Source organism: Perlucidibaca aquatica, assembly GCF_001676655.1.
Taxonomy (GTDB): Bacteria; Pseudomonadota; Gammaproteobacteria; order Pseudomonadales; family Moraxellaceae; genus Perlucidibaca; species Perlucidibaca aquatica.
The window spans coordinates 275,778-302,077 of record NZ_LZDB01000001.1 but is presented as its reverse complement, the minus strand read 5'-3'; the positions used below and the strand labels follow the sequence as shown (position 1 = coordinate 302,077).

General features: G+C 56.0%; 21 protein-coding genes. 12 read left to right on the top strand and 9 right to left on the bottom strand.

Annotated elements, in window-relative coordinates; all coding sequences use genetic code 11:
- Positions 1-40: 40 nt before the first annotated feature.
- Complete coding sequence (gene feoB / locus A8710_RS01480) at positions 41-1,882, bottom strand: ferrous iron transporter B (protein WP_068857657.1); 1,842 nt, start codon at positions 1,880-1,882, stop codon at positions 41-43.
- Positions 1,879-2,118 carry a FeoA family protein gene (locus A8710_RS01475; protein ID WP_068858123.1) on the bottom strand — a complete coding sequence of 80 codons (240 nt, stop codon included), beginning with the start codon at positions 2,116-2,118 and terminating at the stop codon, positions 1,879-1,881. Before A8710_RS01475 ends, feoB begins: the two co-directional genes overlap by 4 nt.
- Before the next feature lie 111 nt (positions 2,119-2,229).
- Here A8710_RS01475 and A8710_RS01470 point away from each other — a divergent pair, with 111 nt between their 5' ends.
- Genes A8710_RS01470 through A8710_RS01455 form a run of 4 tightly spaced genes read left to right on the top strand, consistent with a single transcriptional unit; the run spans position 2,230 to position 6,503 of the window.
- Positions 2,230-4,743: an AsmA family protein gene (locus A8710_RS01470; RefSeq protein ID WP_068857656.1), complete on the top strand. Its 2,514-nt coding sequence runs from the start codon at positions 2,230-2,232 to the stop codon at positions 4,741-4,743.
- Positions 4,724-5,776 carry an A/G-specific adenine glycosylase gene (gene mutY / locus A8710_RS01465; RefSeq protein WP_068857655.1) on the top strand — a complete coding sequence of 351 codons (1,053 nt, stop codon included), beginning with the start codon at positions 4,724-4,726 and terminating at the stop codon, positions 5,774-5,776. The genes A8710_RS01470 and mutY overlap by 20 nt, the downstream gene beginning before the upstream one ends.
- A complete protein-coding gene (locus tag A8710_RS01460) occupies positions 5,773-6,042 on the top strand; it encodes an oxidative damage protection protein (protein WP_068857654.1) in 270 nt (89 codons plus the stop codon). Before mutY ends, A8710_RS01460 begins: the two co-directional genes overlap by 4 nt.
- On the top strand, positions 6,039-6,503 hold the full coding sequence (locus A8710_RS01455; RefSeq protein ID WP_082968585.1) for an acyl-CoA thioesterase: 465 nt from the start codon (positions 6,039-6,041) through the stop codon (positions 6,501-6,503). The genes A8710_RS01460 and A8710_RS01455 overlap by 4 nt, the downstream gene beginning before the upstream one ends.
- Before the next feature lie 221 nt (positions 6,504-6,724).
- Here A8710_RS01455 and typA read toward each other — a convergent pair whose 3' ends face one another.
- Both typA and A8710_RS01445 read right to left on the bottom strand, forming a co-directional pair.
- The gene (gene typA / locus A8710_RS01450) at positions 6,725-8,557 is read right to left on the bottom strand and encodes a translational GTPase TypA (RefSeq protein WP_068857653.1); all 1,833 of its coding nucleotides are present in this window, start codon (positions 8,555-8,557) and stop codon (positions 6,725-6,727) included.
- Between the two features lie 158 nt (positions 8,558-8,715).
- Positions 8,716-9,771 carry an OmpA family protein gene (locus tag A8710_RS01445; RefSeq protein ID WP_068857652.1) on the bottom strand — a complete coding sequence of 352 codons (1,056 nt, stop codon included), beginning with the start codon at positions 9,769-9,771 and terminating at the stop codon, positions 8,716-8,718.
- Between the two features lie 151 nt (positions 9,772-9,922).
- On the opposite strand from A8710_RS01445, the gene hslO reads away from it, so the two are divergent.
- Positions 9,923-10,798 (top strand): Hsp33 family molecular chaperone HslO, encoded by an 876-nt coding sequence (gene hslO, locus A8710_RS01440; protein WP_068857651.1) that lies wholly within the window; start codon positions 9,923-9,925, stop codon positions 10,796-10,798.
- Between the two features lie 3 nt (positions 10,799-10,801).
- Here hslO and A8710_RS01435 read toward each other — a convergent pair whose 3' ends face one another.
- Complete coding sequence (locus A8710_RS01435) at positions 10,802-12,187, bottom strand: ATP-binding protein (protein ID WP_082968583.1); 1,386 nt, start codon at positions 12,185-12,187, stop codon at positions 10,802-10,804.
- Entirely contained in the window at positions 12,159-12,899 is a 741-nt protein-coding gene (ompR, locus tag A8710_RS01430) for an osmolarity response regulator transcription factor OmpR (RefSeq protein WP_068857649.1), read from the bottom strand. Before ompR ends, A8710_RS01435 begins: the two co-directional genes overlap by 29 nt.
- 167 nt (positions 12,900-13,066) lie before the next feature.
- Between ompR and A8710_RS01425 the strand changes: the two genes are divergently transcribed.
- From A8710_RS01425 to A8710_RS01410, 4 genes are all read left to right on the top strand, one after another.
- Entirely contained in the window at positions 13,067-15,406 is a 2,340-nt protein-coding gene (locus A8710_RS01425; protein ID WP_082968582.1) for a Tex family protein, read from the top strand.
- A 25-nt stretch (positions 15,407-15,431) separates the two neighbouring features.
- Positions 15,432-16,988 carry a glutamate--cysteine ligase gene (gshA, locus tag A8710_RS01420; protein ID WP_094078659.1) on the top strand — a complete coding sequence of 519 codons (1,557 nt, stop codon included), beginning with the start codon at positions 15,432-15,434 and terminating at the stop codon, positions 16,986-16,988.
- Positions 16,989-17,008: 20 nt separating this feature from the next.
- Positions 17,009-17,506 carry a disulfide bond formation protein B gene (locus tag A8710_RS01415; protein ID WP_068857648.1) on the top strand — a complete coding sequence of 166 codons (498 nt, stop codon included), beginning with the start codon at positions 17,009-17,011 and terminating at the stop codon, positions 17,504-17,506.
- 73 nt (positions 17,507-17,579) lie between these two features.
- A complete protein-coding gene (locus A8710_RS01410) occupies positions 17,580-19,082 on the top strand; it encodes a YifB family Mg chelatase-like AAA ATPase (protein WP_068857647.1) in 1,503 nt (500 codons plus the stop codon).
- Positions 19,083-19,085: 3 nt separating this feature from the next.
- Here the strand turns inward: A8710_RS01410 and A8710_RS01405 are convergent, their stop codons facing one another.
- Genes A8710_RS01405 through A8710_RS01395 form a run of 3 tightly spaced genes read right to left on the bottom strand, consistent with a single transcriptional unit; the run spans position 19,086 to position 22,536 of the window.
- Positions 19,086-19,928 (bottom strand): SDR family oxidoreductase, encoded by an 843-nt coding sequence (locus tag A8710_RS01405; protein WP_068857646.1) that lies wholly within the window; start codon positions 19,926-19,928, stop codon positions 19,086-19,088.
- A gap of 26 nt (positions 19,929-19,954) precedes the next feature.
- A complete protein-coding gene (locus A8710_RS01400; protein ID WP_068857645.1) occupies positions 19,955-21,304 on the bottom strand; it encodes a cytochrome P450 in 1,350 nt (449 codons plus the stop codon).
- Positions 21,301-22,536, bottom strand: coding sequence for an oxygenase MpaB family protein (locus A8710_RS01395; RefSeq protein WP_068857644.1), 1,236 nt, complete (start codon positions 22,534-22,536; stop codon positions 21,301-21,303). Before A8710_RS01395 ends, A8710_RS01400 begins: the two co-directional genes overlap by 4 nt.
- Positions 22,537-22,623: 87 nt before the next feature.
- Here A8710_RS01395 and A8710_RS01390 point away from each other — a divergent pair, with 87 nt between their 5' ends.
- The 3 genes from A8710_RS01390 (at position 22,624) to rep (ending at position 26,241) form a co-directional block, all read left to right on the top strand.
- On the top strand, positions 22,624-23,235 hold the full coding sequence (locus tag A8710_RS01390; RefSeq protein WP_068857643.1) for a TetR/AcrR family transcriptional regulator: 612 nt from the start codon (positions 22,624-22,626) through the stop codon (positions 23,233-23,235).
- Between the two features lie 72 nt (positions 23,236-23,307).
- Positions 23,308-24,138, top strand: a complete 831-nt coding sequence (locus tag A8710_RS01385) for a metal-dependent hydrolase (RefSeq protein ID WP_068857642.1) — start codon at positions 23,308-23,310, stop codon at positions 24,136-24,138.
- A gap of 93 nt (positions 24,139-24,231) precedes the next feature.
- A complete protein-coding gene (rep, locus tag A8710_RS01380) occupies positions 24,232-26,241 on the top strand; it encodes a DNA helicase Rep (protein WP_082968581.1) in 2,010 nt (669 codons plus the stop codon).
- Positions 26,242-26,300 lie beyond the last annotated feature (59 nt).

Here is a 26,300-nt window from a genome sequence, read left to right as displayed (position 1 = left end):
AGGCAAGCCACAATTAACCACTGAATGACCACGTTAGCGCTCATGAGAAATACAACGCTAAGCGATAGGTAATGAACGAGGCCAAATAGGCCAGTCCAAAGAGGTAGCCAGTCATGATGCCGACCACTTTCCAAGAGCCGGTTTCGCGACGCACCGTGGCGAGGGTGGATAAACACTGAGGCGCAAAAATAAACCAGACCAGCAGCGATAGCGCTGTGGGCAGAGTCCACTGTGCCGCAATTAGCGAGCCGAGTTGGTTGGCCACCAGTTCTTCATTACCCGAGATGGCATAGACCGTTCCCAGTGCGGCTACGGCGACTTCACGAGCGGCGAGACCTGGCACCAGCGCAATGGAGATTTCCCAGCCAAAGCCGATGGGGGCAAAAACATGCGCCAAGAGCGCGCCTAGCTGGCCGGCGAAGCTGTAATTAATGGCGGGTAGGGTTGCGCCTTCCGGTGGGTATGGGAACGTTGCCATGAACCACAGCAGTATCGTCACTGCGAGAATGATGCCGCCGACGCGCTTAATGAAAATCATGGCGCGTTCTTTCAGGCCAATCAGTAAGCTCTTGGGGTCAGGCAGGCGATAGCTTGGAAGCTCCATCAGCAAGGCGTGCTCGCTTCGGTCTTTCTGTAGCCATTTCATGGCAGTGGCTACGAGCAAGGCACTAACGATGCCGCCGAAATACAGCAGAAACAAGACGATGCCTTGCAGGTTAAACAGGCCGGCAATGGTTTGCGATGGAATGAATGCGGCAATGAGTAGCGTATATACGGGTAATCGCGCCGAGCAGGTCATCAGCGGTGCCACCATGATGGTGGTGAAGCGGTCGCGTGGGTCAGAAATGCTGCGCGTGGCCATGATGCCGGGCACAGCGCAGGCAAAGCTCGACAGCAGTGGAATAAAGGCACGTCCAGTAAGACCCGCTTTGTGCATGAGATGGTCAAGCAAGAAGGCTGCTCGCGGTAAGTAGCCTGATTCTTCCAGCATTAAAATGAAGAAGAACAAGATCAAAATCTGCGGCAGGAACACCAGCACTCCGCCTACTCCGGCGAAAATTCCGTCATTCACTAGGCTGTGCAGAATGCCTGGGGGTATCCACTCGGTGGTGGCCTGGCCCAAAGCTGCGATGCCGAGTTCTATGCCGTTCATGAACGGTTCGGCCCAAGAGAACACGGCCTGAAAAATAAAGAACATGATGAGGGCCAGCCAAACTAGGCCAAAGACTGGATGTAGTAGTACGCGATCAAGCGTGTCATCGCGAGCGTCGGTATCGGTGGGCATGACCACGCTGGTGGAAAGCAAGCGACGGACCTCTGCATGCAGGTCGGCATCGGCCGCAAGTACCGCTGGCGCGACGGTGGGTAAGGATTGATCCAGCGCTGCCGAAACGGCTGCGATGCCGTCATGACGAACAGCAATGCATTCCACGACTTGCACGCCGAGATCGCGGGAGAGCTGTTCTGTATTAATGCGGATACCACGACGCTTGGCGGCATCCATCATGTTCAACACGAGCAGCATGGGGCGGCCCAAGCGTTGAACTTCCAGCACAAAGCGCAAATGTAAGCGCAGGTTGGTGGCATCTGCCACGCAAACAATCAGATCCGGCGGTGCTTCGCCAGCCTGTTCACCTAAGCAGATGGCACGGGTAATAGCCTCGTCCGGGCTGGTGCTGGTGAGGCTGTAGGCGCCGGGCAGATCCAGAACATGTAATGAGCGACCTGAAGGCAGAATGGCGCGGCCTTCCTTGCGCTCAACGGTGACGCCGGCATAGTTTGCGACTTTCTGACGCGTGCCTGTTAACTGGTTAAACAGCGAGGTTTTGCCACAGTTCGGGTTGCCAACTAGGGCGACGCGGTGCGCGAGATCGCCACTCATGCGTTGATCTCCACCAGTACGCGATCGGCCTCTGTGCGACGTAACGCGAAACGGGTAAAGCCAATTTGGACCAATATAGGGTCTTGGCCTACCGGACCGGTAGCCGTGAGACGTACAGATTCACCCGGTACAAAGCCAAGGTCTGCCAGGCGCTGAGCGATGGCATCGTTGCTATAAGCAGCTTCCACGCGCTGCACAGTGGCAGTGGTGTAGCGAGGCAGATCAGACAGGCGCACGGACACAGGAACTCTAAGTAAAGATGAGAATTATTCTCATGTTTCGAGCGCCAGCTGTCAAATAAACAATGGGCGCGCTACATTTCACGCACACGTATGAGGGATCAGGTCATGAAACGCATTTTGAAGGTCGTCGCAGGGGTTTTTGGCGCGCTATTGCTGTCGGTATCGGCGCTGGCGGCGTACATCGTGTTGGTACTTGATCCCAATGACTATAAGCAGGAATTGGCGTCGGCCGTGAAAAAGAAAACCGACATGGATATGGCGTTGACCGGGAAACTGGCTTGGCAACTCTATCCAAATATCGGCATTAAATTAGGTCAGACCACGCTAACTGACCCCCAGCTAAAAGAAACCTTGGTTGCGGTGCAAGAAGCGGCGGTGTCGGTGCAGCTTATGCCGTTGTTGGCTGGCAAGGTCAATGTCAATGCCGTGCTGCTGGATGGCGCCGTGGTGCGCTTCGTGCAGTACGCTGATGGCAAGACTAGCTGGGACCACTTGCTGGAAAAGCTGAAGAGCCCGGAAGAAGAAGAATCGAAAAAGGTCGCTTTTGAGATTGAAACGCTGGATGTGAAAAATACACAGCTGACGCTTGTCGATGAGAAGGCTGGCGTGACGCGCGTGGTATCGAAAGTCGCTGTGCAGGCTCACGATATTGATCCCGATAAAGCGTTCCCCATTAAGGCGCAATTCCAGTTCGCACAAAAAGATGCCGCCGGGAAAGTTTTGCAGGCGGATAATCAAATTGAAACGACGGTTGCGCTCAATCTTGACGCCAAACAGCATGTGCTGAGTGGGCTCAGCGTGAGCAGCCAACTCAGCGGCAATGCTCTGCCAGCGCCAGTAGATATCGTTGCCAAAGCAGAGGAAGTTAAGCTGGATTTGCCGGCACAGCAGCATCTGGTGAAAGCGTTGACGCTGGCGGTGGATTATCGCGATGCCAAACTGAAGCAACCAGCCACACTGAAATTCGCCGGCAATATCAATGCCGATCTTGCCAAGCAAATTATTCAGCTCAGCGGTATTTCGCTGGATGCGCAGTACCAGGATGCTGGCCGTCCTGCGCCGATCACCGCCAAATTGACCACGCAAGGCCAGGTTAATTTGGCCAGTGGTCAGGCCAGCCTGCCCAAGCTAAGCATCAATGCCACTTTGGCAGACACGTCATTGCCGAAAGCCCTGCCGGTGTCGGTCAATACGGCACTGGAAGCTAATTGGAAGACAGGCGATGTGCGACTGTCATCGTTAGTAGCTCAGCTGGCCGGTGTTCGGGTCGACAGTCAGGTCGCAGTGAAGCTGCCGGCGCTGGCGAGTGGCGCCAGCCCGATCAGCAAGGGCATGAGCATCAATGGTTCGCTGCAGACCAACACCTTCAATCCGCGACAGCTCATGGCAACGTTAGGCATGGCGGCGCCAGTCACAAAAAGTGCGAACGTGCTTCAGCGTGTCAGCATCAGCTCAGCGATTTCTGGTAATGAAACCCAGGTGCTGGCGAGTAATCTGCGAATCGCGCTGGATGGCAGCAATATCACCGGCGAGGCGGGTGTGCGTGAACTACCTAAGGCTAGACTCTATGCGCGCTTAAATCTCGACCAAATCAATGCTGACAATTATTTGCCGCCATCTGCTGCGCCTTCCGCTGCTAAGGCCGATGCCGAAACGACCAAGAAAGCGGTGGCTGGCTTGCTGCCGGTAGGCTTGTTGCGCAGTCAAAATATTGATGTGGCCCTGAGTGCCGGAGCTCTCGACATCATGACCTACCCCATCCGGCAGTTCCGCGTGGCAGCTACGGCGCGAGGCGGTGTGGTGAATGTCAGCGAGCTGCGCGGCAGCATTTATAACGGCAGCTTCAGCGTGCCCGCCACTATTGATGTGCGTGGCGCCCAGCCGGTGGTCAATCTCAGTCCAAACATCCAGAATATTGATCTTGGCCCTATCGCTAAATCGGCATTGAAGAAGGATGTATTCACCGGCCGCATGAACTTCAACGGCTCGGTGAAAGTGGTCGGCAACGATGCTGATGCGTGGATCAAAAGCGCCCAAGGCCCGAACACCCTGCGTTTAGATAACGGCTTGATTAAGGGCGTGAATGTCACCGATGCGCTGTTTAATGCCTTGGGTCAGTATCAAGCGCTGCTGCCGGCATTGACCGGCCGAGATGTTGCGACCCTAAAAAGCAAAGTGCGAGACACTGAAATCGTCAGCATGTTGGGCGAGACTAGCCTGAATCAGGGCGTAGTCAGCAACAAGTCCATGAAAGCCGATCTCAAGGACATTCAGGTCGGCGGCAACGGTACCTATAACTTGGTCACTCAAGATGTGGACTACCGATTCCAGCTTAAGCTCGACAAGAAGTACTGGGGCGCTAAGTACGCGAAAATGGCGGATTATCAGATCCCAGTTCGCTGTAATGGCAATCTCAAGGGCAGTCTGGCCACACTGTGCGGCCTAGACCAGCAGGGCATGCAAGGACTTGTCGCGCAGATGGCTCAAGCCCGTCTGAACGAAGAAGTGGATAAGGGCAAAGCCAAGCTTGAAACCAAGCTCAACGAGAAGCTGGGTGAGAAACTCAACCCGCAACAGCAAGAAGCCGTGAAGCAGATCTTTGACCTCTTCAAACGCTGAATTCGCAACGCGCGTACTGGATTGGTTCGACTGCCACGGCCGCAAGGATTTGCCGTGGCAGCAGGCCGTTACGCCCTATCGCGTCTGGGTCTCCGAGATCATGCTGCAGCAGACGCAGGTGGCTACGGTTATCCCCTACTTCGAACGCTTTATGCAGCGCTTCCCCACCCTGATGGATCTCGCCCAAGCCCCCTTAGATGATGTGCTTCATTTATGGACGGGCCTGGGCTATTACGCCCGTGGGCGAAACCTGCATAAGGCGGCGCGTCTGGCCGTTTCAGAATATGGTGGGGCATTGCCAGAAACGGTGGATGACTTGTGCACCTTGCCCGGCATCGGCCGCTCCACGGCAGGCGCGATACGCTCACTTGGTCATGGCCTGCCTGCCGCCATCCTCGACGGTAATGTGAAGCGAGTTCTTGCTCGGCACGAAGCGCTGGCAGGCGACCCTGCCAAAGCTGACGTACTGAAGCAGTTTTGGGCGGTGGCAGAGGCTTTCACACCGTTACAACGCACCGACAACTACAACCAAGCCATGATGGATTTGGGCGCGACGCTGTGTACACGCAGCAAGCCGGCTTGCGCTATTTGCCCTTTGCAAGACAGCTGCAAAGGCCTACACAGCGGGAACCCGACGCAATTTCCTCAGAAAAAACGTAAGTCTGCGGTGCCAGAAAAGTCAGTCCGGTTTTTGATTCGGCTCAATGAGCAAGGCCAAGTTTGGTTAGAGCAGCGCCCTGCGGTCGGCATTTGGGGTGGGTTGTGGGGCTTCCCTGAGCAAACGCTGGATGCGCCATTAGCCAACGCCGTTGAGCAGTGGCCGGCGTTTTGGCATGTCTTCAGTCATTTTCGACTGCATATACATCCCGCCATCGAACGTGTGAGCCAGGATAAAACGCCCGTCGTTAACGAGGCCTCTGGCCAGTGGGTTACACTGGCGCCCCCACCGGCGGCACTCCCTGCACTGGGTTTGCCGACCCCCGTCCAACAGCTATTACAACGCTTGCAAGCGCAACTGGAGAGCGAAAAATGACGCGATTGGTGCATTGCCGAAAATTGAAACAAGAACTTGAGGGCCTAGCCTTTCCTCCCTTTCCCGGCGCTAAGGGCCAAGCCATTTTCGATACCGTCTCTAAAGAAGCTTGGATGCAGTGGTTAAAACACCAAACCATGCTTATTAACGAAAATCATTTGAAGGTCATGGAACCCAGCGCGCGTCAGTTCCTTGAAGAGCAGCTTGAAAAGTTCCTCAGTGGCGATGATTACGAGCGCCCCAAAGGTTGGGTTCCAGAGAAATGAGTTCAAACCCAATACGCCCCTCCAGTGGCCCTACTTCGTTAACGGCGTTGGCTGCGGCTTATGCTTATATTGCTCCGACCAAAGTGCATTGGGGCGATATGGATGCGCTGGGCCATGTTAATAACGTGGTCTATTTTAAGTATCTGGAAAACACGCGCCTGACGATGATGGAATCGATGGGTATTTTCCCGCGGCTGTTTGAGGAAGGTACGGGCCTGGTAATTGCTGACGCGCATTGCCGCTATAAAGCACCAGTGGTGTATCCAGATACCCTGCATATTGGCGTGCGTGCTGAGCTAATTGGCGAAGACCGCGTACGTTTTCACTACGCCCTGTTTAGCGAAAGCCTGCAGCGCGTTGCCGCCGAGGCCGAGACCATCCAAGTCTGCGTGAGCCCGCAAACGGGTCGCAAGACGGCCATGCCAGAGTGGTTCCGGGAGTCGCTTTCTCGCCTTATCTGATGTGTGGATAGCAAAAAGGGGTTTATCTGTTTTGCGCGCTAAGATGCGCTCAAAACAGATAAACCCCTTTTTGTATGCAAGCATTTGTGGGCAACACTGCAGCTAGCGGTGTTTAAGCCTCAGGTCGTGCGTCGCCCTCAACCGGTCCGTAGGTGTGGAGAGAAAGTATCTGCGGCGGGCATCTTAGCCCGCTGTGGATGCTTTCTCTCCACACAGAGCTATCAGTTGCGGCCTGCGCGCTTGCGCTCGTTCTCAGTCAGATGACGCTTACGAATACGAATGCCCTGAGGTGTAACTTCGACCAGTTCGTCGTCTTCGATGAACTCCAGCGCTTGCTCCAACGTGAAGCGGATGGCTGGGGTCAGTACGATGTTTTCGTCAGTACCCGATGCACGAACGTTGGTGAGCTGCTTGCCCTTAGTCGGGTTCACGGCCATGTCGTCGCCACGAGCGCAAAGGCCGATGACCATGCCTTCGTAAACTTCGGTCTGCGGGCCGATGAACATGCGGCCGCGTTCCTGCAGGTTCCACAATGCATAGCCGAGAGCCGTGCCTTGAACCATCGAGATCAACACACCGTTCTGACGCTTGGCCACGTCGCCGGATTTAACCGGGCCGTAGTGCGAGAAGCTCGAGGTCATGATGCCGGTGCCGGACGTCATGGTCAGGAATTCGGAACGGAAGCCGATCAGACCGCGTGATGGCACGGTGGCTTCGATACGAATACGACCCTTACCGTCGAGAATCATGTTGGTCATGTCGCCTTTACGCGAACCCATTTGCTCCATGACGCCGCCCTGGTGCTGCTCTTCGACGTCAAAAATAACGTTTTCGAACGGTTCGCACTTAACGCCATCCACCACTTTAAAGATCACTTCAGGACGCGACACGCCCATTTCGAAGCCTTCGCGACGCATGTTTTCGATCAGAACCGAGAGATGCAACTCGCCACGACCCGAAACCTTGAAGCGGTCTGGGCTATCGGTAGGCTCAACACGAAGTGCAACGTTGTGGATCAGCTCTTTATCCAAGCGGTCCTTGATGTTACGCGAGGTCACAAACTTGCCTTCGCGACCGGCGAATGGCGAGTTGTTGACCTGGAAAGTCATGTTAACGGTGGGCTCATCCACGCTCAGCTGCGGCATGGCTTCCACGCAAGTTGGGTCGCACAGCGTGTCGGAGATGCCCAGTTTTTCAATGCCGGTGATGCAGACGATGTCGCCGGCTTCAGCTTCTGGCACTTCAATACGGTTCAGGCCGTGATAGCCCATGATCTGCAAGATACGACCGTTGCGCTTATTGCCTTCGTGATCAACCACCACGACCGGCGTGTTGGTCTTGACGCGGCCACGGGTGATACGGCCGATGCCGATAACGCCAACGTAGCTGTTGTAGTCCAGCGAGGAGATCTGCATCTGGAACGGGCCGTCGCTGTTGACGGGCGGCGGGCTAACGCGATCAATGATGGTTTGGAACAGGGCGGTCATGTCGGTGCCGAGTTTGTCTGCTTCGAAACCGGAGATGCCGTTCAGACCTGAGGCGTACACCACGGGGAAATCGAGCTGCTCGTCGGTGGCGCCGAGGTTGTCAAAGAGTTCGAAAACTTGGTCCATAACCCAGTGCGGACGAGCGCTTGGGCGGTCAACTTTATTCAGCACAACGATGGGCTTGAGGCCACGAGCGAAGGCTTTCATGGTGACGAAGCGAGTCTGTGGCATGGGGCCGTCAACCGAGTCTACGAGCAGGCAGACGGAGTCAACCATGGACAGTACACGTTCCACTTCACCACCGAAGTCGGCGTGACCTGGGGTGTCGACGATGTTGATGCGGTATTCCTGGCCATCACGGGCATCCGTCCAGCGGATGGCGGTGTTCTTGGCCAAAATGGTAATGCCACGCTCTTTTTCCAAGTCATTGGAATCCATCACGCGTTCTACGTCGTTGCCACGATCACCAAAGGTGCCGGACTGCTGCAGGAGCTTGTCTACCAGCGTGGTTTTGCCATGGTCAACGTGGGCGATAATAGCGATGTTACGAATTTGTTTGATGGACACAGTGGGTCTCGGACAGCGGTCAAAATTTGGGCGCGAAGTATAGCCGATATTTGCTTTCAGTTGTTGTGACGGTTTTACCCTGAGCCCGAAAGCAAAAAAGGCCGCTCAATGAGCGACCTTTTTTGGTTCAGTCAGTGGCTGCCGAAGCAGCGCGAGACTTACTTCTTGATGATGACCTTTACTTCACCTTGAGCCACCGCAACAACGCGACGGTTCTTGGTCTGGCCTTCAACTGTTTTGTTGTCAGCTACTGGCTGCGAAGCACCGTAGCCCTTAGCGGAAACGCGATCTGCAGCGATACCGTAAGTTTTGGTCAGCACGTCAGCCACGGCGTTTGCACGGTCTTGGCTGAGCTGATCGTTGAGCTGAGCGCTACCACGTGAGTCAGTGTGACCCTGTACTTCAACTTTGGCTGTTGGGTATTCTTTCATCAGCTTAGCAACGGCTTCAATTTCAGCATTGAAGGCTGGCTTAACAATCGACTTGTTGGTGTCAAAGAGAACGCGAATTTCTTTGGCCACTGTTTCAGTCAGCATTTTTGGGCAGCCATTGGCATCAACCACAACCGTGGTTGGTGTGCCTGGGCACTTGTCGATGCTGTTAGCAACGCCATCTTTGTCGTCATCGCCATCTACCGCTGGAGCGACAGGAGCCAGAACAGCTGGAGCAGCAGCAACAGCCTTGGAGCCGCCGAATGCGTAGAGCACACCAACCGAAGCGATGCCGTCTACGTTGTTCTGCTGGGAGTCTTCAACGTATTGAACGCCACGGATTTCGCCACGCAGGGACAGGTTGTTAGCGAGTTGGTAGAAAGCACCAACGGCAGCGTTAACGATCGTGGTGTCAAATGTGCCGTTAGCTAAACCAGCATTTTCAACTTTGATACGCGACTGACCACCACCGACCAGTACATAGGGCTGGAAGTTGTTAGCGGCGTTAAAGCGGTAGTAAGCATCGAGTGTGGTGTTCTGGAAGCGAGCATCGCCGGCAGAATTTTCCAGATCAGCTTGGGTTTGGCCAAAGCGGGCTTCCAAGCCAACGTTTGGATTTACACGGTAACCTAAAGCGATAGAACCTGTGTTGGTGCCGTCTTCAAGGCCATTGTCGTTATCAAACATGTGGTAGCCAACCATCGGGCTAACAGTGAATTCGGCATGAGCTGCCATGGCAGACGAAGCCAAAATTGTGGCCACAGCGAGTTGATGCAATTTCATAGTCATTTAGTCCTTTTGCAGGTTGTATAATGCGGGGCAAGGGTAAGAACCTTCGCCAAATTCGTCAAACAAAATCCGACGAGGTAGATAAAACGCCACCAAACCCTTGTCGTTTACACACAAACTGTAACATAAGCGAGATTTCAACGTAATGAATCATTTGCAGCGGTTTCAATTTCTCGACGGTGCTGTGCGCGGTGAGATATGCCAGCTGAGCGAGGCCTATCAAGCAGTGCTGTCGCGACATGAATATCCTGCGCCGATTAAGGGATTACTGGGCGAGGCATTAAGCGGCGTTGCACTCATTGCGGCGAATCTAAAATTCGAAGGTTGTTTGATTCTGCAAATACAGGGCAATGGCCCGATGTCCGTGCTCATGGTTGAGTGTAATCACTTGGGCGAGCTCCGTGGCATTGCTCGCTATGATGAAGCAGAAATGGCCTTGCAGACAGACCACAGCTGGACTGCTTTAGCGGGCCAGGGGCAACTGATTCTCACGATAGATCCCGAAGACGGCGAACGTTACCAAGGCATCGTGGCATTAGAGGGCGAGTCCTTAGCCGCGGCGCTGGCCGGCTACTTTGCTCAGTCTGAACAATTACCGACCTACTTCAATTTAGCCGCCGATGGCCAGCACGCAGGCGGCCTCATGTTGCAGGTGTTGCCGCAAATGGATGAGAGTCAAGACGACGACTTGTGGGGTCGAGCGCAGGGACTGGCACAAACGCTAAAGAAAGAAGAGTTATTAGGTCTTTCGGCCGAAGAGGTGCTCTATCGACTCTTTCATGAAGAGCAGGTGGAGCTCTATCCCGAGGCTGAGTTGCGGTTTCACTGCAGTTGTTCGCGGGAGCGTAGCGGAAATGCCCTGCGTGCCATTGATTTGGATGAGTTGCTTGAAATTGCGGATGAGCAACAAGGCCAAATTGAGGTGGACTGTCAGTTCTGCCGTCAAAAATATGTTTTCGACAGTATCGACTTACGCCAATTGCATCTGCCTGCCACGGATGCACCCAATAGTGTTCAGTAAGGCCTAGCGCGACAGGCGCAGATGCGCTTTTAAGGGCAGCTCAATTAGCAGCTCCAAGCCGCCATCACTGGCATTGCTTAACTGAATACGGCCTCGGTGTTGTCGCACAATACGCGCGACAATCGCCAGTCCCAAGCCCGAGCCTTGAGTGCTTCGCGCCTGATCACCCCGCTGAAAGGGCTGCATGAGCTCTTCTGCCCGAGCCATGTCGATTCCCGGTCCGTGATCTCGGCAACGCAGACAGATGCGATCCGCTAAGGCCCACGTTTTTACTTCAAATGGCCCCGCGCCGTAGCGCAGGGTGTTCTGCATGAGATTGGCCATCACCCGCTTAAATGAAAGTCGGCGCAGAGCAATAAGCGGGAGCGGTTGCAGGTCCAGAACCACGGTTAATTGGCTATGGACTTGATGCGCCACTTCTTGCAGCAACTCGTTGAAATCAACCTGCTCTACTGGCTCTTCAGAGCCATCGCGCATAAAGGCAATGAACTGGTCGAGGATGGCATCCATGTCTTCGATATCCAGAATCATGCCTTCGGCAAGATCAGGGTCACGCAGCATTTCCGCGGTGAGACGTAGTCGCGTTAGCGGTGTACGCAGGTCGTGCGAAATACCTGCGAGCATGACCGTGCGCTCGCGCTCAGCTTGTCGAATCTGGTCGGTCATCAAGTTAAAGGCGCGATTGACGGCCCGAATTTCGCTGGGCCCACTATGAATATCCAGTTGCGTACTATGCAAACCGCGCCCCACGCGAATCGCAGCAAGCTGCAAGCGTTTCAGCGGGCGGTTGAGCTGCCTTGCCAGCACAATAATGGCCATGACGGATAATAAAGGTACGCCAAGGATCCAACCTAAGATAATGGCTGGGCTGTATTGCTGAATAAAGCGCAATTCCTCAGAGACCCACATCGGCGTTTGGGTCGGCGCTTTAATCCACAACGTTGGTATCGGTTTAAATTCAAAATAAACCTGCGCCGGTGCATTCAGCTCACTTTCTAATTGCTTTTGAAATCGATCAGTAAAAATCTCGGCAAACCATTTCTCGGAAGGTCGCGGAAACTTCGCAGGATCACGGATGACATTTAGATTGCCAAACTGTTTTAACTCAATGTCGATAATTTCAGGGGAAGGTGAGCCCGTTGCATCGGCATTACGCAGCAAGTCCACGCGAATGGCTGACGTATGCGCATGCTGTTTGATCTCGGGCAGATATAGGTTCTGCCAGAAAAATGCAATCGACAGCACCTGACTGACCAGCACCACAATGCCGATAACCAAGGTCGTGCGCATGAAGCTGGAGCGCGGCTTCAGGTTTTGAATCCAGCCTTTCTTGGGTAATACCACCGACGCTTGCTTCATATCAGCCTTGGCCATCCGGCACAAAGACATAGCCTATGCCCCACACGGTTTGGATGTAGCGGGCGCGTGCGGGGTTTTCTTCAATCATGCGGCGCAGACGCGAGACCTGAACATCAATCGAGCGCTCCATAGCGCCCCATTCGCGACCACGAGCGAGCGACATGAGTTTGTCGCGGGTGAGGGGTTCGCGGGGATGCTGCACCAGCGCTTTGAGTACGGCGAACTCGCCGGTGGTGAGGTTAACCGTTTCGCCATCACGGGTGAGTTGGCGGGTCGAAAGGTCGAGGCTCCAAGGGCCAAAATTGACGGTCTCGGCGGTGTGTGATGGCGCTCCCGGCAGTTCGCGAGACTGTCGGCGCATGACGGCCTTCATCCGAGCCAACAGCTCCTGCGGATTAAACGGTTTCGGCAGGTAGTCATCGGCCCCAGCTTCAAGACCGCTGATGCGATCGCTGTCGGCGCCACGGGCGGTGAGCATGATAATGGGCGTGTTGTTGCCGGCATCCCGTAAGCGTTTGCAGATGGTCAGGCCATCTTCGCCAGGCAGCATGAAGTCGAGCACGATGAGCGCGAAGAGTTCGCGAGCCAGCGTGCGGTCCATCTGGATGGCATCGGCGACGGTACGTACGGCATAGCCCTGATCTTCGAGAAAACGCTGGAGCAGGTTGCGTAGTCGCACATCGTCATCGACGACGAGGATTCGGAGTTGTTCTTTCGGCGATTCGCTGCTGGCGGATTCCATGCGTGTCCTCGGGCAAGCTCAGCGGATGTAGGTTGGCTTAGAGTGTACGCAGCACTCGTGCATTTGCCTATGTCAGCGCGGCAGATGTCGCGCGAGCCATTCTGCGTATAATCCGGCTCTCTTCAAGCGTCCTTGCGGCGCTGCTTATTGATTTGCCGAGTGTGTACATGTCATCGATTGCCCAACAGATTGCCCGCGAATTATCCGTCCGTACCGAGCAGGTCGAAGCCACCATTACGTTGCTGGATGGCGGAGCCACTGTGCCCTTTATTGCGCGCTATCGTAAAGAAGTGACCGGTGAGCTCGATGATACGCAGCTGCGTAATCTCGAAGAGCGTCTGCTGTATTTGCGTGAGCTGGAAGATCGCCGCGCCGCCATCCTGAAAAGCATTCAGGAGCAGGGCAAACTCGATGACACCTTAAAGGCACAGATTCTCGCGGCCGACACCAAGTCGCGTCTGGAAGACTTGTATTTGCCCTTTAAGCCCAAGCGCACCAGCAAAGGCCTCCAGGCCTTGGCCGCTGGCATCGGTCCATTAGCGGACATGCTGTTAGCAGAGCCCACGCGCGTGCCGGAACAGGAAGCGCTGGCCTTCATCAAGCCGGTGGCGGACGAAGGTGGCGTGGCGTATCCGGATGTGAAGGCGGTGCTGGAAGGCGCGCGCCATATTCTTATGGAGCGCTTTGCTGAGCAGGCCGATCTGCTGGCCACGCTGCGTCAGTATTTGAAAGACAGGGCGTTGATCAGCGCGCGCGTCATCGTCGGCAAGGAAAACGAAGGCGCAAAGTTCCGCGACTATTTTGAGCATGACGAGAAGTGGGCGGATGCGCCGTCGCATCGTGCGCTGGCGATTTTTCGCGGCCGTAACGAAGGCTTCCTGAGCATGAGTCTGACTCTGCCGGATGCGGCCGAGAGCGTGGTGCATCCCTGCGAGGCGGTGATTGCCTCTGCCGTGGGTATTTCTGATTTGGGTCGTCCGGCTGATGCGTGGTTACGTGAAGTGGTGCGCTGGACCTGGCGTGTGAAGCTGCTCACGCATCTTGAAACCGAGTTGCTGACCGAGCTGAAAGTGCGGGCCGAGGAAGAGGCTATTCGCGTCTTTGCGCGCAATATGAAAGATTTGCTGATGTCGGCGCCGGCCGGTCTGCGTCCGACGTTGGGGCTGGATCCCGGCCTGCGCACGGGTTGCAAAGTGGCGGTGGTGGACGGCACCGGCAAGCTCGTGGCCAATACCACCATCTTCCCGCATGAGCCACGCAAGGACTGGGATGGCTCGCTGCATACGCTGGCCAAGTTTTGCGCTGAGCATAAAGTTGAGTTGGTGGCGATTGGTAACGGCACGGCATCGCGCGAGTCCGACAAGCTCGTGGCCGAACTCATGAAGAAGCATCCTGAGCTGAAGCTGACCAAAATTGTGGTTAGCGAAGCCGGTGCATCGGTGTACTCGGCGTCTGAATTGGCGGCGCGCGAGTTTCCAAATCTGGATGTGACCTTCCGTGGCGCGGTATCCATTGCGCGACGCCTGCAGGACCCACTGGCGGAGCTGGTGAAGATCGAACCGAAGGCGATTGGCGTTGGTCAATATCAGCACGATGTGAATCAGGTGAAGCTGGCGCGCATGCTCGATGCCGTCGTGGAAGATTGTGTGAACGCGGTTGGCGTGGATGTGAATACGGCCTCCGCACCCTTGCTGGCTCGCATCGCCGGTCTGAATGCAACGCTGGCGCAGAACATCGTGAATTTTCGCGATGCCAATGGCGTCTTTGCCTCGCGTGAAGCCCTGTTGCAGGTGCCGCGTTTTGGCGAGCGTACCTTTGAACAGGCTGCGGGCTTTTTGCGCGTGTCCGGTGGCAGTAATCCATTGGATGCCTCAGCCGTGCATCCCGAGTCCTACCCGGTGGTGCATAAGCTGCTGGCAAGTACGGGAAAAAGTCTGCCAGAGCTGCTCTCCGATCCCCGCTACTTACGTGCGGTGAATGCTGAGCAGTTTGTCGATGAGCGTTTTGGTTTGCCGACCGTGCGTGACATTTTGCGTGAATTGGAGAAGCCGGGCCGTGACCCTCGCCCCGAGTTCAAGGCGGCGGTGTTTAGCGAAACGGTCACTGAAATTAGCGACCTTAAGCCGGGCATGGTGCTGGAGGGCGTGGTGACGAATGTCACGGCGTTTGGCGCATTCGTGGACATTGGCGTGCATCAGGATGGACTGGTCCACATTTCCGTGCTGTCCGATAAATTCATTAAAGACCCGCATGAGGCGGTGAAGGCGGGCGACATCGTGAAGGTGAAAGTGGTGGAGGTGGACGTGGCGCGTAAACGCATTGCCCTATCCTGCCGCTTAAATGACACGCCGGTGCCGGCGGCTCGCGCCGGTCGTGATGACGGCAAGCCCGCCTCGCGTGGTGCCCAGCCGTCCCGAGGCGGTCAACGCGCTGCCGCACCGACATCCGCCGGTCAGGTTGGCGGTACACTCGGTGACCTGTTCCGCAAAGCAGGCGTGACCCGATGACGATGGCATGGCGAGGGAGACATTGATGGATGCCGCACTGATGCAGCAATTAGCTTGGTTAGAGCGCGAACCTGAGTGTCTGCAAGGCATGCAGCGCGGTCTTGAAAAAGAGGCGCTGCGTGTTCAGCCCGATGGCTGGCTGGCACAGACGCCGCATGCCGCCGCATTGGGCTCTGCCCTGACGCATCCCAACATCACCACGGACTACTCGGAAGCACTCATCGAGCTCATCACGCCGCCCTGCGACAGTATCTCCACGGCACTGGGCTGGCTTGATGACGTGCATCGTTATGTCTATGCCAACATCGGCAGCGAGCGCCTCTGGGTTAACTCCATGCCGTGCAAGCTCGGCCCGGACAATAATATTCCGCTGGCGCAGTACGGCAGCTCCAACATCGGCCGCATGAAGACGCTGTACCGACACGGCCTGGGTCTGCGCTATGGCCGTCGCATGCAGACCATCGCCGGCATTCACTACAACCTGTCGTTCCCCGATAGCTTCTGGCAGCGCTGGCAGCAGCAGGCGGGCGATACCCGCTCGCTGCAAGATTTCAAATCGGAGAAGTACCTGAGTTTGGTGCGTAACTTCCAGCGCCATAGCTGGTTGCTACTCTACCTGCTGGGCGCGAGTCCGGCGGTCTGTGGCACTTTCCTAGAAGGTCGCGATCACGGTCTCAAGGCCATGCCGTCGGGCACCTTGTATCTGCCGGATGCCACCTCACTGCGCATGAGTTCGCTGGGTTATCAGAACGATGCCCAGTCGGATCTGCAGGTGTCTTATAACGCCTTGGGTGAGTACATTCATGACCTCGATCGCGCCATTCGCACGCCGTATGCGCCCTATGTGGCGGCGGGCGTGGTCAAGGATGGCGTGTATCAGCAGATCAACGCCAATATCCTGCAGATCGAGAACGAGTATTACGGCCTGATTCGGCCTAAACGCACCATTCGCAGTGGCGAACGCCCGACACAGGCGCTGGCGCGTCGGGGTGTGGAATATGCCGAGCTGCGTTGCGTCGATCTCGACCCATTCGAGCCACTGGGCATCAGCCGTGATAGCGCACATTTTCTCGAAGTGTTTGCGCTGCATTGCCTGCTCAGCGACAGCCCCTTATTCACGGATGACGAATACCGTCGATTGCCATTGAATCAGCAGGCCATGGTTGAGCGCGGACGCGATGCCACATTGCGCCTGCAAGGCAAGGCCGGCGAGGCCGATTTCCGTAGCTTGGCTGCTGAGCTTTTTGGCGAGTTACTTCCTGTAGCACAGTTGCTCGATGCGGCGCACACCACCGGTGGGTACTCTTCAGCGCTTGCCTTGCAAATCGATAAGCTTAAAGAGCCTGCCATGACCGGATCGGCCATGGTGCTACGCAGCTTGCAAGATCACGAAGGCTGCTTCTATAGCTTTGCTCAGGACTGTGCCGATCGCATGCGTGAGCGTTTCTTGGCGCGTCCTTTGCCGGATCAGCGTATGAAAGAACTGCAGGCGCTGGCAGCAAAGTCTCTGGCCGATCAAGCGGACATGGAGGCTTTGCCACAATTGCCGTTTGATGACTTTTTAGCGGCGTATTTCGCCTGAATCTACTCATGAGGTGTGACATGCCGAAACTGCCGAATGCGCGCATTTGCAATGCCTTGGTGGCACTGGTGGCACTGGTTGCCATGCTGGTGGCGCTGTACTTGCAGCATTACCAAGGCCTTGAACCCTGCCCGCTCTGTGTCTTTCAGCGCGTGGCCGTGATCGGTGTTGGCGTGATGGCGTTGATCGCTGCCGTGCATGGTCCGCAGGCTTGGGGGCAGCGCGTCTATGCGGGCGTGATGTCCTTGAGTGCAGTCGCAGGTGTCGTGGTCGCCGGTCGCCATGTCTGGCTGCAACACTTGCCGGCGGATCAAGTGCCCTCTTGCGGGCCCGGCCTAGACTTTTGGATTGCCGCTTTGCCTTGGCAGCAAGTGGTGCAGCAGGTCTTTCAGGGCTCGGGTGAGTGCGCCAAAGTCGATTGGACCCTGCTAGGCCTGAGCCTGCCCATGTGGACGCTGATGCTATTTATTGGCTTGCTGCTGGCGGCATTGGTGCAACTGGTGCGTCGCCCGAACTAATTTTTCAGCTGACCTAGCGCAGTGTTCTAGGCTGTCCTATACCTGATGCAGGGAAGCTCGGGAGCAGGACAGGATGTCATTAGCGACGGTGGAAACGTGCGCCAGTCTTGGCTTAGCGGCCCCACGCGTACGTGTTGAAGTTCACTTGTCGGCCGGCTTGCCCGGTCTCGCCATTGTGGGCATGCCCGAAGCGGTGGTGCGTGAGAGTAAAGACCGTGTTCGATCGGCGCTGCTAAACAGTGGTTTTGACTTCCCTCCGCAACGCATCACCATCAATTTAGCGCCGGCCGATTTGCCCAAAGAAGGCGGGCGATATGACTTGCCCATCGCGCTTGGCTTGCTGGCAGCCAGCGGTCAATTGCCCGCAAAGGCCCTAGAAAATCTGATCGTGATGGGCGAGTTGGCATTATCCGGCGAACTCACCGCGGTGAATGCGGTGCTATCGGCCAGCTTGGCCAGTGCTTCCACCGGGAAGACCTTGGTCGTACCGCAAGCCAACGCACGTGAGGCGCGTCTCAGCACCCAAACCACCGTTCTCGCCGCGTCGAATTTGTCGCGATTGATTCGGCACCTGCGCGGTATAGAGCCGATTTCTGACGACGCTAGTGAGGCCGAGGGCGTCAGCGAAAGCCAGGTCATGCACCCTGATTTAGCGCAGGTTTGCGGGCAACACTTGGCGAGACGGGCTTTAGAAGTTGCCGCAGCAGGCGCGCATTCGATTTTGTTTTATGGGCCGCCGGGTGCAGGAAAAACGCTGATGGCATCGTGCTTGCCCGGGTTGCTGCCGCCGCTTTCTCCTGACATGCGGTTGCAGTCGGTAGCCTTGTATTCCTTGCGTGGACTGTCGCGCGAGAACGATAGTTCGCCGCCCTTTCGATCGCCTCATAGTTCGTCATCAATGGCTGCATTGATTGGCGGAGGCATGGCAATTCCACGTCCTGGAGAAATTAGTCTGGCGCATGGCGGCGTATTGTTTCTGGATGAATTGCCCGAGTTCAATCGACAGGCGCTAGAGGCACTGCGTGAGCCCTTGGAGTCAGGCGAAATTGTGTTAGCAAGAGCGCGCCAGCAGCTACGTTATCCGGCCCGATTTCAGTTAGTAGCGGCAATGAACCCCTGCCCTTGTGGGCAGCGCGGGCAGTTGGGCGGCAGTTGCCGTTGTACGCCGGAGCAAATAGCCCGCTATCAAGCCAAGTTGTCAGGACCGTTATTGGATCGTGTGGATCTCCGCGTGCCCGTACAGGCAGTGCCATTATCGGCCTTGGCCACCGCAGCCCAAGCCCAAGAAAGCAGTGCCGAAGTGCGGGCGCGAGTGAGTGCGAGTCGGCAGCGACAATTGCAACGCCAAGGCTATGCCAATGCCTATCTGCCGGGGCATGAGCTTGGTCAGGCGTTAGCGTCAGAGGTGACTGAGTTTGCCCAGGCTGCGGGCGAGCGTTTAGGTCTATCAGCCCGCGCCTATCACCGCGTGTTGCGGGTGGCGCGAACCATTGCTGATCTCGCAGACGAAGATCGCGTTAGCACAAGTCACCTAGCCGAGGCCTTGTGCTATCGCGGGAGTGTGCTTGCAGACTAAGTTTCAAAGAGTGCCGATGTAGAAATCACGCTGAATGTTGGCGGCGTTTTCCGGCACGTTGGCGTAATGCGAGAAGTCGGTTTCGCCGAGATGCCGCAATACATCTTCATCCAGCCAGCAGACTTCATGGCTAAAGCGGTCACTTTGATTCAGCAAGGCAAAAGCGGCATCGGCCATGATGGCTGGCTTGCGAGCCGCCGCCAGTCCCGATTCGCCGGCAGTCATACCGACGGCTGCGGTGGCAATCAGGGTGGCTGGCCACAGGGTATTTACCCGAATGCCGCGTGGCTTGGCTTCCTGAGCGAAGCCTAGGCTGAGCAGTGTCATGGCGTACTTAGTGGATGTGTACGGTGCGAAGGCTCCGAGCCAGCCAGGATCGAGATTGATCGGTGGGCAGAGATTAAGCACTTGCCCTTGGCGTGCGCTGAGGTGCGGCAGGCATTCACGCATCGTAATGAATGGCGAGCGTGTATTGAGGGCGTGCATGAGGTCGTAGTGCTTGGTGCTGGTGACAGCAACTGGCGTGACGCCGAGAAAGCCGGCGTTGTTGATCAGCACATCAATGCCGCCAAAGTGGGCTACCGTTTCTTCAATGGCGCGAGTGAGTTGCGCTTCGTCTCTGGCATCGCAGGCAATCGGCAACGCTTGGCCGCCGGCAGCGCGTATTTCCTCGGCAACGGAGTGAATAGTGCCGGGTAGGCGCGGGTTAGGCTGATCCGATTTTGCTGCGATAACAATGTTGGCGCCTTCATGTGCAAAGCGTAGGGCAATTTCGCGGCCTATGCCTCGGCTCCCGCCGGTAATGAATAGCGTACGGTTTTGCCAGCGCTTAGAAGTGTCGGTCATGAAGGCGTCCTTAATGTGGGATCTATTTAGAGTGCGTGGAGCTTAACGGGCAGATGATCCCGAGGAGTAGGTAGTGAGGTGAAATTTATTGGCATGACATAGTCGTCGGGCACGCACCAACGGAGCTTTAGTAACAGCTGATAGAGAATGGCTTTAATTTCCAGCTCAGCAAAGTGCAGCCCAATGCACATATGCGCGCCACCACCAAAAGGCAGGTATTGATAGGCGTGCTGCTTGTGTTCCCGGCGTTCGGGGCCGAAGCGCTCAGGGTCGAACTGAGTCGGTGCTGTCCAGTATTGCGGTAAATGGTGCGTCACAATCGGGCTGATAATCACATAAGTGTTAGCGGGAATCCGATAGCCTGCAAACTCCACTGGCTTGACTGTTTTTCGCGGTAAAACGTGAACCGGCGATAACAAGCGCAACGATTCCTTCAGCACTAACTCCATTAAAGGAAGCTGGCTCAGGTCGTCGTGGACCAACGAGGATTTACCCAGCGCGAGCGCCTCTGCACGTAAACGCCGCTGCCAATCCGGGTGCTTGCCCAGCTGGTACATCATGCTGGTGAGGGTAATGGTGCTGGTGTCGTGCGCGGCCATGAGCAAGAAGATCATGTGGTTAACCACGTCGTCGTCACTAAAGCGATTGCCCTGCTCATCTTCAGCAATGCACAGACGACTAAAGAGGTCTGAGCCCGGTTGTTGGCGTTTAGCGGTAATGCGCGAGCGGAAAAAAGCTTCCAAGGTGGCACGTCCGCGTACCCCTTTGTGCCAGCGGCTGCCGGGTACGGGGTAGCGAATTAATGCGGTTCCGGCCCTGACGCAATCCACGAAAGCTTCATTGATGGCGTCGGCCTCTTTGCCCAGCGGTTCGCCCATGAATACTTCTGTCGCGATATCTAGCGTGAGTCGTTTCAGCTCGGGGTAAACCATAAAGTCGGCTTTGCGCAGACGCTTAGCCTGTTTTTGCCAGCGCGTTAAGCCATGCCCGATCACCGGCTGCATCCGATGCAAGTAGTCCGTCAGCGCCGGCTTTTTAAAGGCAGCCTGCAATATGCCGCGATGAAACTTATGTTCATCAAAGTCCAGCAACATGAGCCCGCGATGGAAAAATCGCTCAATAAAATAGGCCCAGCCTTGATGGTTGGAAAACGCTTGATCGGCGTTGCGTAATACCAGTTCAACGGCATCCGGGCCGCTCAAGGCCACGGATTTGAGGCCAAAGGCATCGCCTCGAATGACGGGCCCAAAACGCTCATACAGGTTTAGACCACTACTCAGGGGTTGAAACAAAAAGTTGAACGTGTGGCTCAGGACTGGAATGCCGCCCGCTACTGGAATTTCTGAAAAATCACGAACTCGGACGCTGCTGGTCATGCCGAAGCTCCTGGTGCTACTGGCGTAAGTTGATGGGGCTTTTTGCCAAACACAGCACCAACAGCTGCGCGTTGCGCTGCGCGACCGCGTGAAACTTGGCTTTGATGCCAGCGGGGCAGTAGGCGTTGAGCGGTATAGGTGAATGCGCGCGGCGCCAGTGTTAGCCAGGGATACCAAGCACTGATATGGGTGGGTAAGCCCAGCTGGTCAAATTGCTCCGGAGTAAGAAAGTAGCGACTTACGCTGAGATGCTGGTGATAAACAAACTTTCGCATGGGCTGCTCTAAACCATATTTGGCGAATGCGGGAAAGCGCCTCACCAGCGGCTCTTCCGACAAGGCTTTGCCCAAGGCCTTGCTGGTCCAGTCGGCCCGGCTTTGTGTCATGAGGGCGGTATTAAGCAAAATCACGCCATCGGTTTCGCTGAAGCGTAACCACTTCTCGTCCACGCCCATCAACCAACAGGCATAGCTCCACAGTTGCATCACGCCACGCGCTTCTTGGGGTGTGGCTTGAATGCCGAGTTTACGCAGGCCGCCGAGCATCACCACACTGAAGCCCAGATACGTTGCGGCCATATCAATTTGGTTGAGTGGCAGGGCCCACTGCGCATGGTCCCAGTCCTCTCGTTGATTGAGCTGGCGGCGCACGATGGCATGCACAAGTCGGACATGCAGGGTTGATTGCGTGCCGGCGCCAAAGCGGTCAAGGCCGCCCCTTTCGGTGCAATCCATCCACCATTTGCCGGTCTCGGCGACGCGCTGTGATGTACCGTTGGTGAGCGCACCGGTCATCACCAGTGCTTGATTAAAACCAGAGAGTAAATAGCCGCCCATTAGGGCCAGGTCGCGCATGACCTGAAGTGCAGTTAGGCCGCTGGCGTGAATAAAACTTATGCCTTCGTCCATTAGCTGGCGATCTACCCAGGCGGGCACTCGATCGACCTCCGCAAACAAGGCCTGAAGTTCGGGCGGGCAGTCGCTGAGACTTTCCACGCCCTGTGTGAGCGCTTGTTGGAACATGCCGCGATGGGCTTTGGGCGACTGCATGAGCCAGTCAGCAACGGGATCCATCAGCGTATCGCCAACATTGAGGCCAGCAACTGCTTCATCATATTCCCGACGAGTTGGCGCTAACGGACGACCCAAAATGACCTTAAGCAGCGCAGGGGTGGCTTGCTGAGTCTTCTCGAAGGGGCGAACGCGAGTAGGAATCGGGCGGGATTCAATCATGAAATGTGCTCAGGTCATTGCGAGAGCTCGACCATAATGTGAATATCTATTCGTATTCAATTCGCATTTGTTTTGAGGAGATGATGGATGCGCAAACTGCCGCAACAGGAGCGATCCCGTCAGATGGTGTCAACATTGATTGAGGCCACGGCTCGCTGTATCGCAGAGCGGGGGCTGGATAACACCAGTACGCCAATGATTGCGGAGCGTGCCGGCGTCAGTGTGGGCTCGCTGTATCAGTATTTCAGCAGCAAAGATGCCCTGATCGAGGCAATGGTCGCACAGCTGGCGAATGATATCGGCACCGGCTTGTCGCGGCTTCCGATAGCACCGGAAGCCAGCCTGCGAGACTTGGTCAGCGTGGCGATTCGATTTGGCTTTGCTACCCTGCATTCGCAGGACGGCTTGTATTTGGAGCTGGTGCGGAATTGGCATCGCCTGCCCACGCAGAAGGTGGCGGATGTTTTACAGCAGCACTTCTTAGAGCTTGCGCGCCTGTATTTCCTCAAGCATTACCGTGAATACCCCATTGCCGATTTGCAGGTCAGGCTCTTCATTATTACCAACAGCACCTTGTTTACATTAGTCAGGCAAGTCGGTCAGCAGAGTGCTTGGGTTACGGAAGATGCCGTGGCGGAGGGTTTAATCGACATGATTACAGGTTACTTGCTCGCGCCATCGCTAAAGCCCGCAGATTAATTTGACAGAACGAATTGTCACTCAACAACTAATGTGCTTAATTACTAGTCAGTACATTTTGGGAGCACCCTCATGACGGTCGTTAATTCCGCGCTCAGTAAATTTAATCGCCCACAGCCGCGCCGCATGGATTTTGTTTTCGATGACAGCATTCCCATGGATTGGTTTGGCGGTGATCCTTTCAAGACCATGGTACTAACCGCGCTATCGGCGACGTTCCCTGAAGGCGAGCGGTTCTTTGTCGACTCCGTGCGCCACTATCAAAAGAACGTCTCGCCAGAGCTGGCCGCGCAAGTCAGTGGTTTTATTGGTCAAGAAGCCCATCACGGCCGCGAGCACGATGCCTTCAACCAGTTCATGCAGCGCAAAGGCTTGCCCATGAAGCGCATTGAGCAGTTTGTAGAGGGTGGACTGAAGTTTATGCGTAAGCGCCTGTCGCCGGAGCGACAGCTGGCCATGACCTGTGCACTGGAGCATTTCACGGCGATCTTGGCGGAAATGGCGCTGGAAAATCCGGATTTCTTTGGCCCAATGGATGAGCGCGTGAAGGCGCTTTGGTATTGGCATGCCATTGAAGAAAGTGAGCACAAGGCGGTGGCCTTTGATGTCTTTCAGGATCAGGTTGGCAGCTACTGGATTCGCAGCTCGCAAATGGCGTTGAACACGCTGGAGTTTGCTTTCTTCACCACCCTGCACACTTATTCCTTATTTAAGGCGCGAGGTATTCAGCGGGACTGGCGCATGCACCTAAAAGGTCTCAATGAAATGCTCGGCAATAACCCGGGTTGGTTGCGCAAAATGGGCAAGGCTTACTGGTCTTACTATAAGCCCAGCTTTCACCCCTGGCAGCGCGACACCAATCAAGCCATGAATCACTGGAAGCAGGTGTACGGCATCGTTTAACAACGATTGCTAATCATCGTGAGGGAGTGCTGGCCTCACTGAGGCCAGCTCACTACAATCACCGGCCTGCTGAACTGCTCGCCGGATGCCGCTGTGAACAACCTAAACCCCCGTCAACACGAAGCTGTACTGGCCATTACCGGCCCGGTATTGGTGTTGGCCGGCGCGGGCTCGGGTAAGACCTCGGTCATCACCCGCAAGATCGCCTACCTCATTCAGGACTGTGGCGTGCCGGCGCACAAGATTCTCGCCGTGACCTTCACCAACAAAGCCGCGCGCGAAATGAAAGAGCGTGCCGCCAAGCTGGTGCATGGCCCGGAAGCACGCGGCCTCATGGTGTCGACCTTTCACACGCTGGGTCTGACTATGCTCAAGCGGCATCCGGAAACGTTTGGCCTGAAAAAGAACTTTTCCATTTTTGATGCTGAAGATTCGCGCACGCTGCTCGGTGAGCTGCTGCACAAAGAAAATGCTAGCGACAAGGTCGACCTCGTTCGGAATCTCATCTCCGGCTATAAGAATGAGTTGTTGCTGCCCGCCGAAGCGATGAGCCGCGCCGAAACCGAAGTTGATGTTTTCGCGGCGACGGTCTATGAGCAATACGAGCGCCATCTGCGCGCGTATAACGCCGTGGACTTCGATGATCTGATTGTGCGGCCGACGCTGGCGCTGCAAAACGATGCCGCCTTGCGTGAGCATTGGCAGAATCGCGTGCATTACCTGCTCGTGGACGAATACCAAGACACCAACGCCGCCCAGTATTCGATGGTGAAAAACTTGGTCGGCGCACGAGCCACCTTCACCGCCGTGGGTGACGATGACCAGTCGATCTACGCCTGGCGCGGTGCGCGACCCGAGAACATGGCGCAGCTGGCGGTGGATTATCCGCAACTCAAGCTGATCAAGCTGGAGCAGAACTATCGCTCCACCAGCCGCATTCTCAAGGCCGCCAACGCGGTCATCGCCAACAACCCGCATGTGTTCGAGAAGCAGCTCTGGAGCCAGCACGGCATGGGCGAGCCGATTCGCGTCATTCAGTGCGGCAGCGAAGACTCGGAGGCAGAAAAGGTCGCCACCGAGATACTCAATCACAAGCTCATGCAGCGCACCGAGTTCCGCGATTACGCCGTGCTTTATCGCGGCAATTTCCAGGCGCGTGTGCTCGAAACCAAGCTACGCGAGTTGCAGATTCCGTACAAAATTTCCGGCGGCCAGTCGTTCTTTGCCCGTTCGGAAATTAAAGATGTCATGGCTTACTTGCGCCTTGTCATCAACCCGGAAGACGACAACGCCTTCCTGCGCATCATTAATACGCCTAAGCGTGAGATTGGCCCGGCAACCCTGGAAAAGTTGGGCGGTTACGCTCAGCAACGCGAGTGCGCCATGCTCTTGGCCTGCGACGAGATGGGCTTGGGACTTCATGTTGGCGAGCGTGCTCATGGCCGTTTGCAGGATTTCGCGCAATGGCTTCAGGACACGGCACGCGCCATCATCGATGGTGATGATCCACTCGCCGCGATTAAGCAGATGCTTTCCGACATTCAATATCAGGACTACCTGCTCGACTCGTCACCCACGCCGCAGGCAGCTGAGCGTCGTATGGAGTCGGTAAACAGTTTCCTCGCCTCGGTGCAGCGTCTCTGGGACAAGGTCGAAGATGAAGAAGATCGCGACATTGAAGCGGTGATTCGTAAACTGGTCTTGCTAGACCTGCTCGAACAACAAGCCGAAGAAGATAACAGCGACAAAGTCCAGCTCATGACGCTGCATGCCGCCAAGGGTTTGGAGTTCCCACATGTGACCATGATGGGGTTAGAGGAAGACCTGCTGCCGCATCGCAACAGCATCGAGTCAGGCACGATCGAAGAAGAGCGCCGTCTCATGTATGTCGGCATCACTCGCGCCAAGCAGACGCTAACCCTGACCTATTCGTCTAAACGCAAGTTCGGCGGTGAATCCATGCCGACCACGCCCAGCCGATTCTTAGAAGAACTACCGGCAGATGAATTGGAGTGGGAAGGCCGCAGCAGCGGCCGCAGCGTCGAGCAAAAGCAAGCGCTCGGCAACGCCCATCTCTCGAACCTGAAAAATCTCTTCGGCTGACTAGATTTCAAGCCAGCAAGGCACACACGAAAGCGCCGAGGCCGGGCTTAGTCTGCAAA

Excerpts from the sequence above, each read along its gene's own strand:
- feoB (WP_068857657.1), bottom strand. The coding sequence starts at position 1,882 with ATGAGTGGCGATCTCGCGCACCGCGTCGCCCTAGTTGGCAACCCGAAC.
- A8710_RS01470 (WP_068857656.1), top strand. The coding sequence starts at position 2,230 with ATGAAACGCATTTTGAAGGTCGTCGCAGGGGTTTTTGGCGCGCTATTG.
- A8710_RS01460 (WP_068857654.1), top strand. The coding sequence starts at position 5,773 with ATGACGCGATTGGTGCATTGCCGAAAATTGAAACAAGAACTTGAGGGC.
- A8710_RS01455 (WP_082968585.1), top strand. The coding sequence starts at position 6,039 with ATGAGTTCAAACCCAATACGCCCCTCCAGTGGCCCTACTTCGTTAACG.
- A8710_RS01445 (WP_068857652.1), bottom strand. The coding sequence starts at position 9,771 with ATGAAATTGCATCAACTCGCTGTGGCCACAATTTTGGCTTCGTCTGCC.
- hslO (WP_068857651.1), top strand. The coding sequence starts at position 9,923 with ATGAATCATTTGCAGCGGTTTCAATTTCTCGACGGTGCTGTGCGCGGT.
- A8710_RS01435 (WP_082968583.1), bottom strand. The coding sequence starts at position 12,187 with ATGTCTTTGTGCCGGATGGCCAAGGCTGATATGAAGCAAGCGTCGGTG.
- ompR (WP_068857649.1), bottom strand. The coding sequence starts at position 12,899 with ATGGAATCCGCCAGCAGCGAATCGCCGAAAGAACAACTCCGAATCCTC.
- A8710_RS01425 (WP_082968582.1), top strand. The coding sequence starts at position 13,067 with ATGTCATCGATTGCCCAACAGATTGCCCGCGAATTATCCGTCCGTACC.
- gshA (WP_094078659.1), top strand. The coding sequence starts at position 15,432 with ATGGATGCCGCACTGATGCAGCAATTAGCTTGGTTAGAGCGCGAACCT.
- A8710_RS01415 (WP_068857648.1), top strand. The coding sequence starts at position 17,009 with ATGCCGAAACTGCCGAATGCGCGCATTTGCAATGCCTTGGTGGCACTG.
- A8710_RS01410 (WP_068857647.1), top strand. The coding sequence starts at position 17,580 with ATGTCATTAGCGACGGTGGAAACGTGCGCCAGTCTTGGCTTAGCGGCC.
- A8710_RS01405 (WP_068857646.1), bottom strand. The coding sequence starts at position 19,928 with ATGACCGACACTTCTAAGCGCTGGCAAAACCGTACGCTATTCATTACC.
- A8710_RS01400 (WP_068857645.1), bottom strand. The coding sequence starts at position 21,304 with ATGACCAGCAGCGTCCGAGTTCGTGATTTTTCAGAAATTCCAGTAGCG.
- A8710_RS01395 (WP_068857644.1), bottom strand. The coding sequence starts at position 22,536 with ATGATTGAATCCCGCCCGATTCCTACTCGCGTTCGCCCCTTCGAGAAG.
- A8710_RS01390 (WP_068857643.1), top strand. The coding sequence starts at position 22,624 with ATGCGCAAACTGCCGCAACAGGAGCGATCCCGTCAGATGGTGTCAACA.
- A8710_RS01385 (WP_068857642.1), top strand. The coding sequence starts at position 23,308 with ATGACGGTCGTTAATTCCGCGCTCAGTAAATTTAATCGCCCACAGCCG.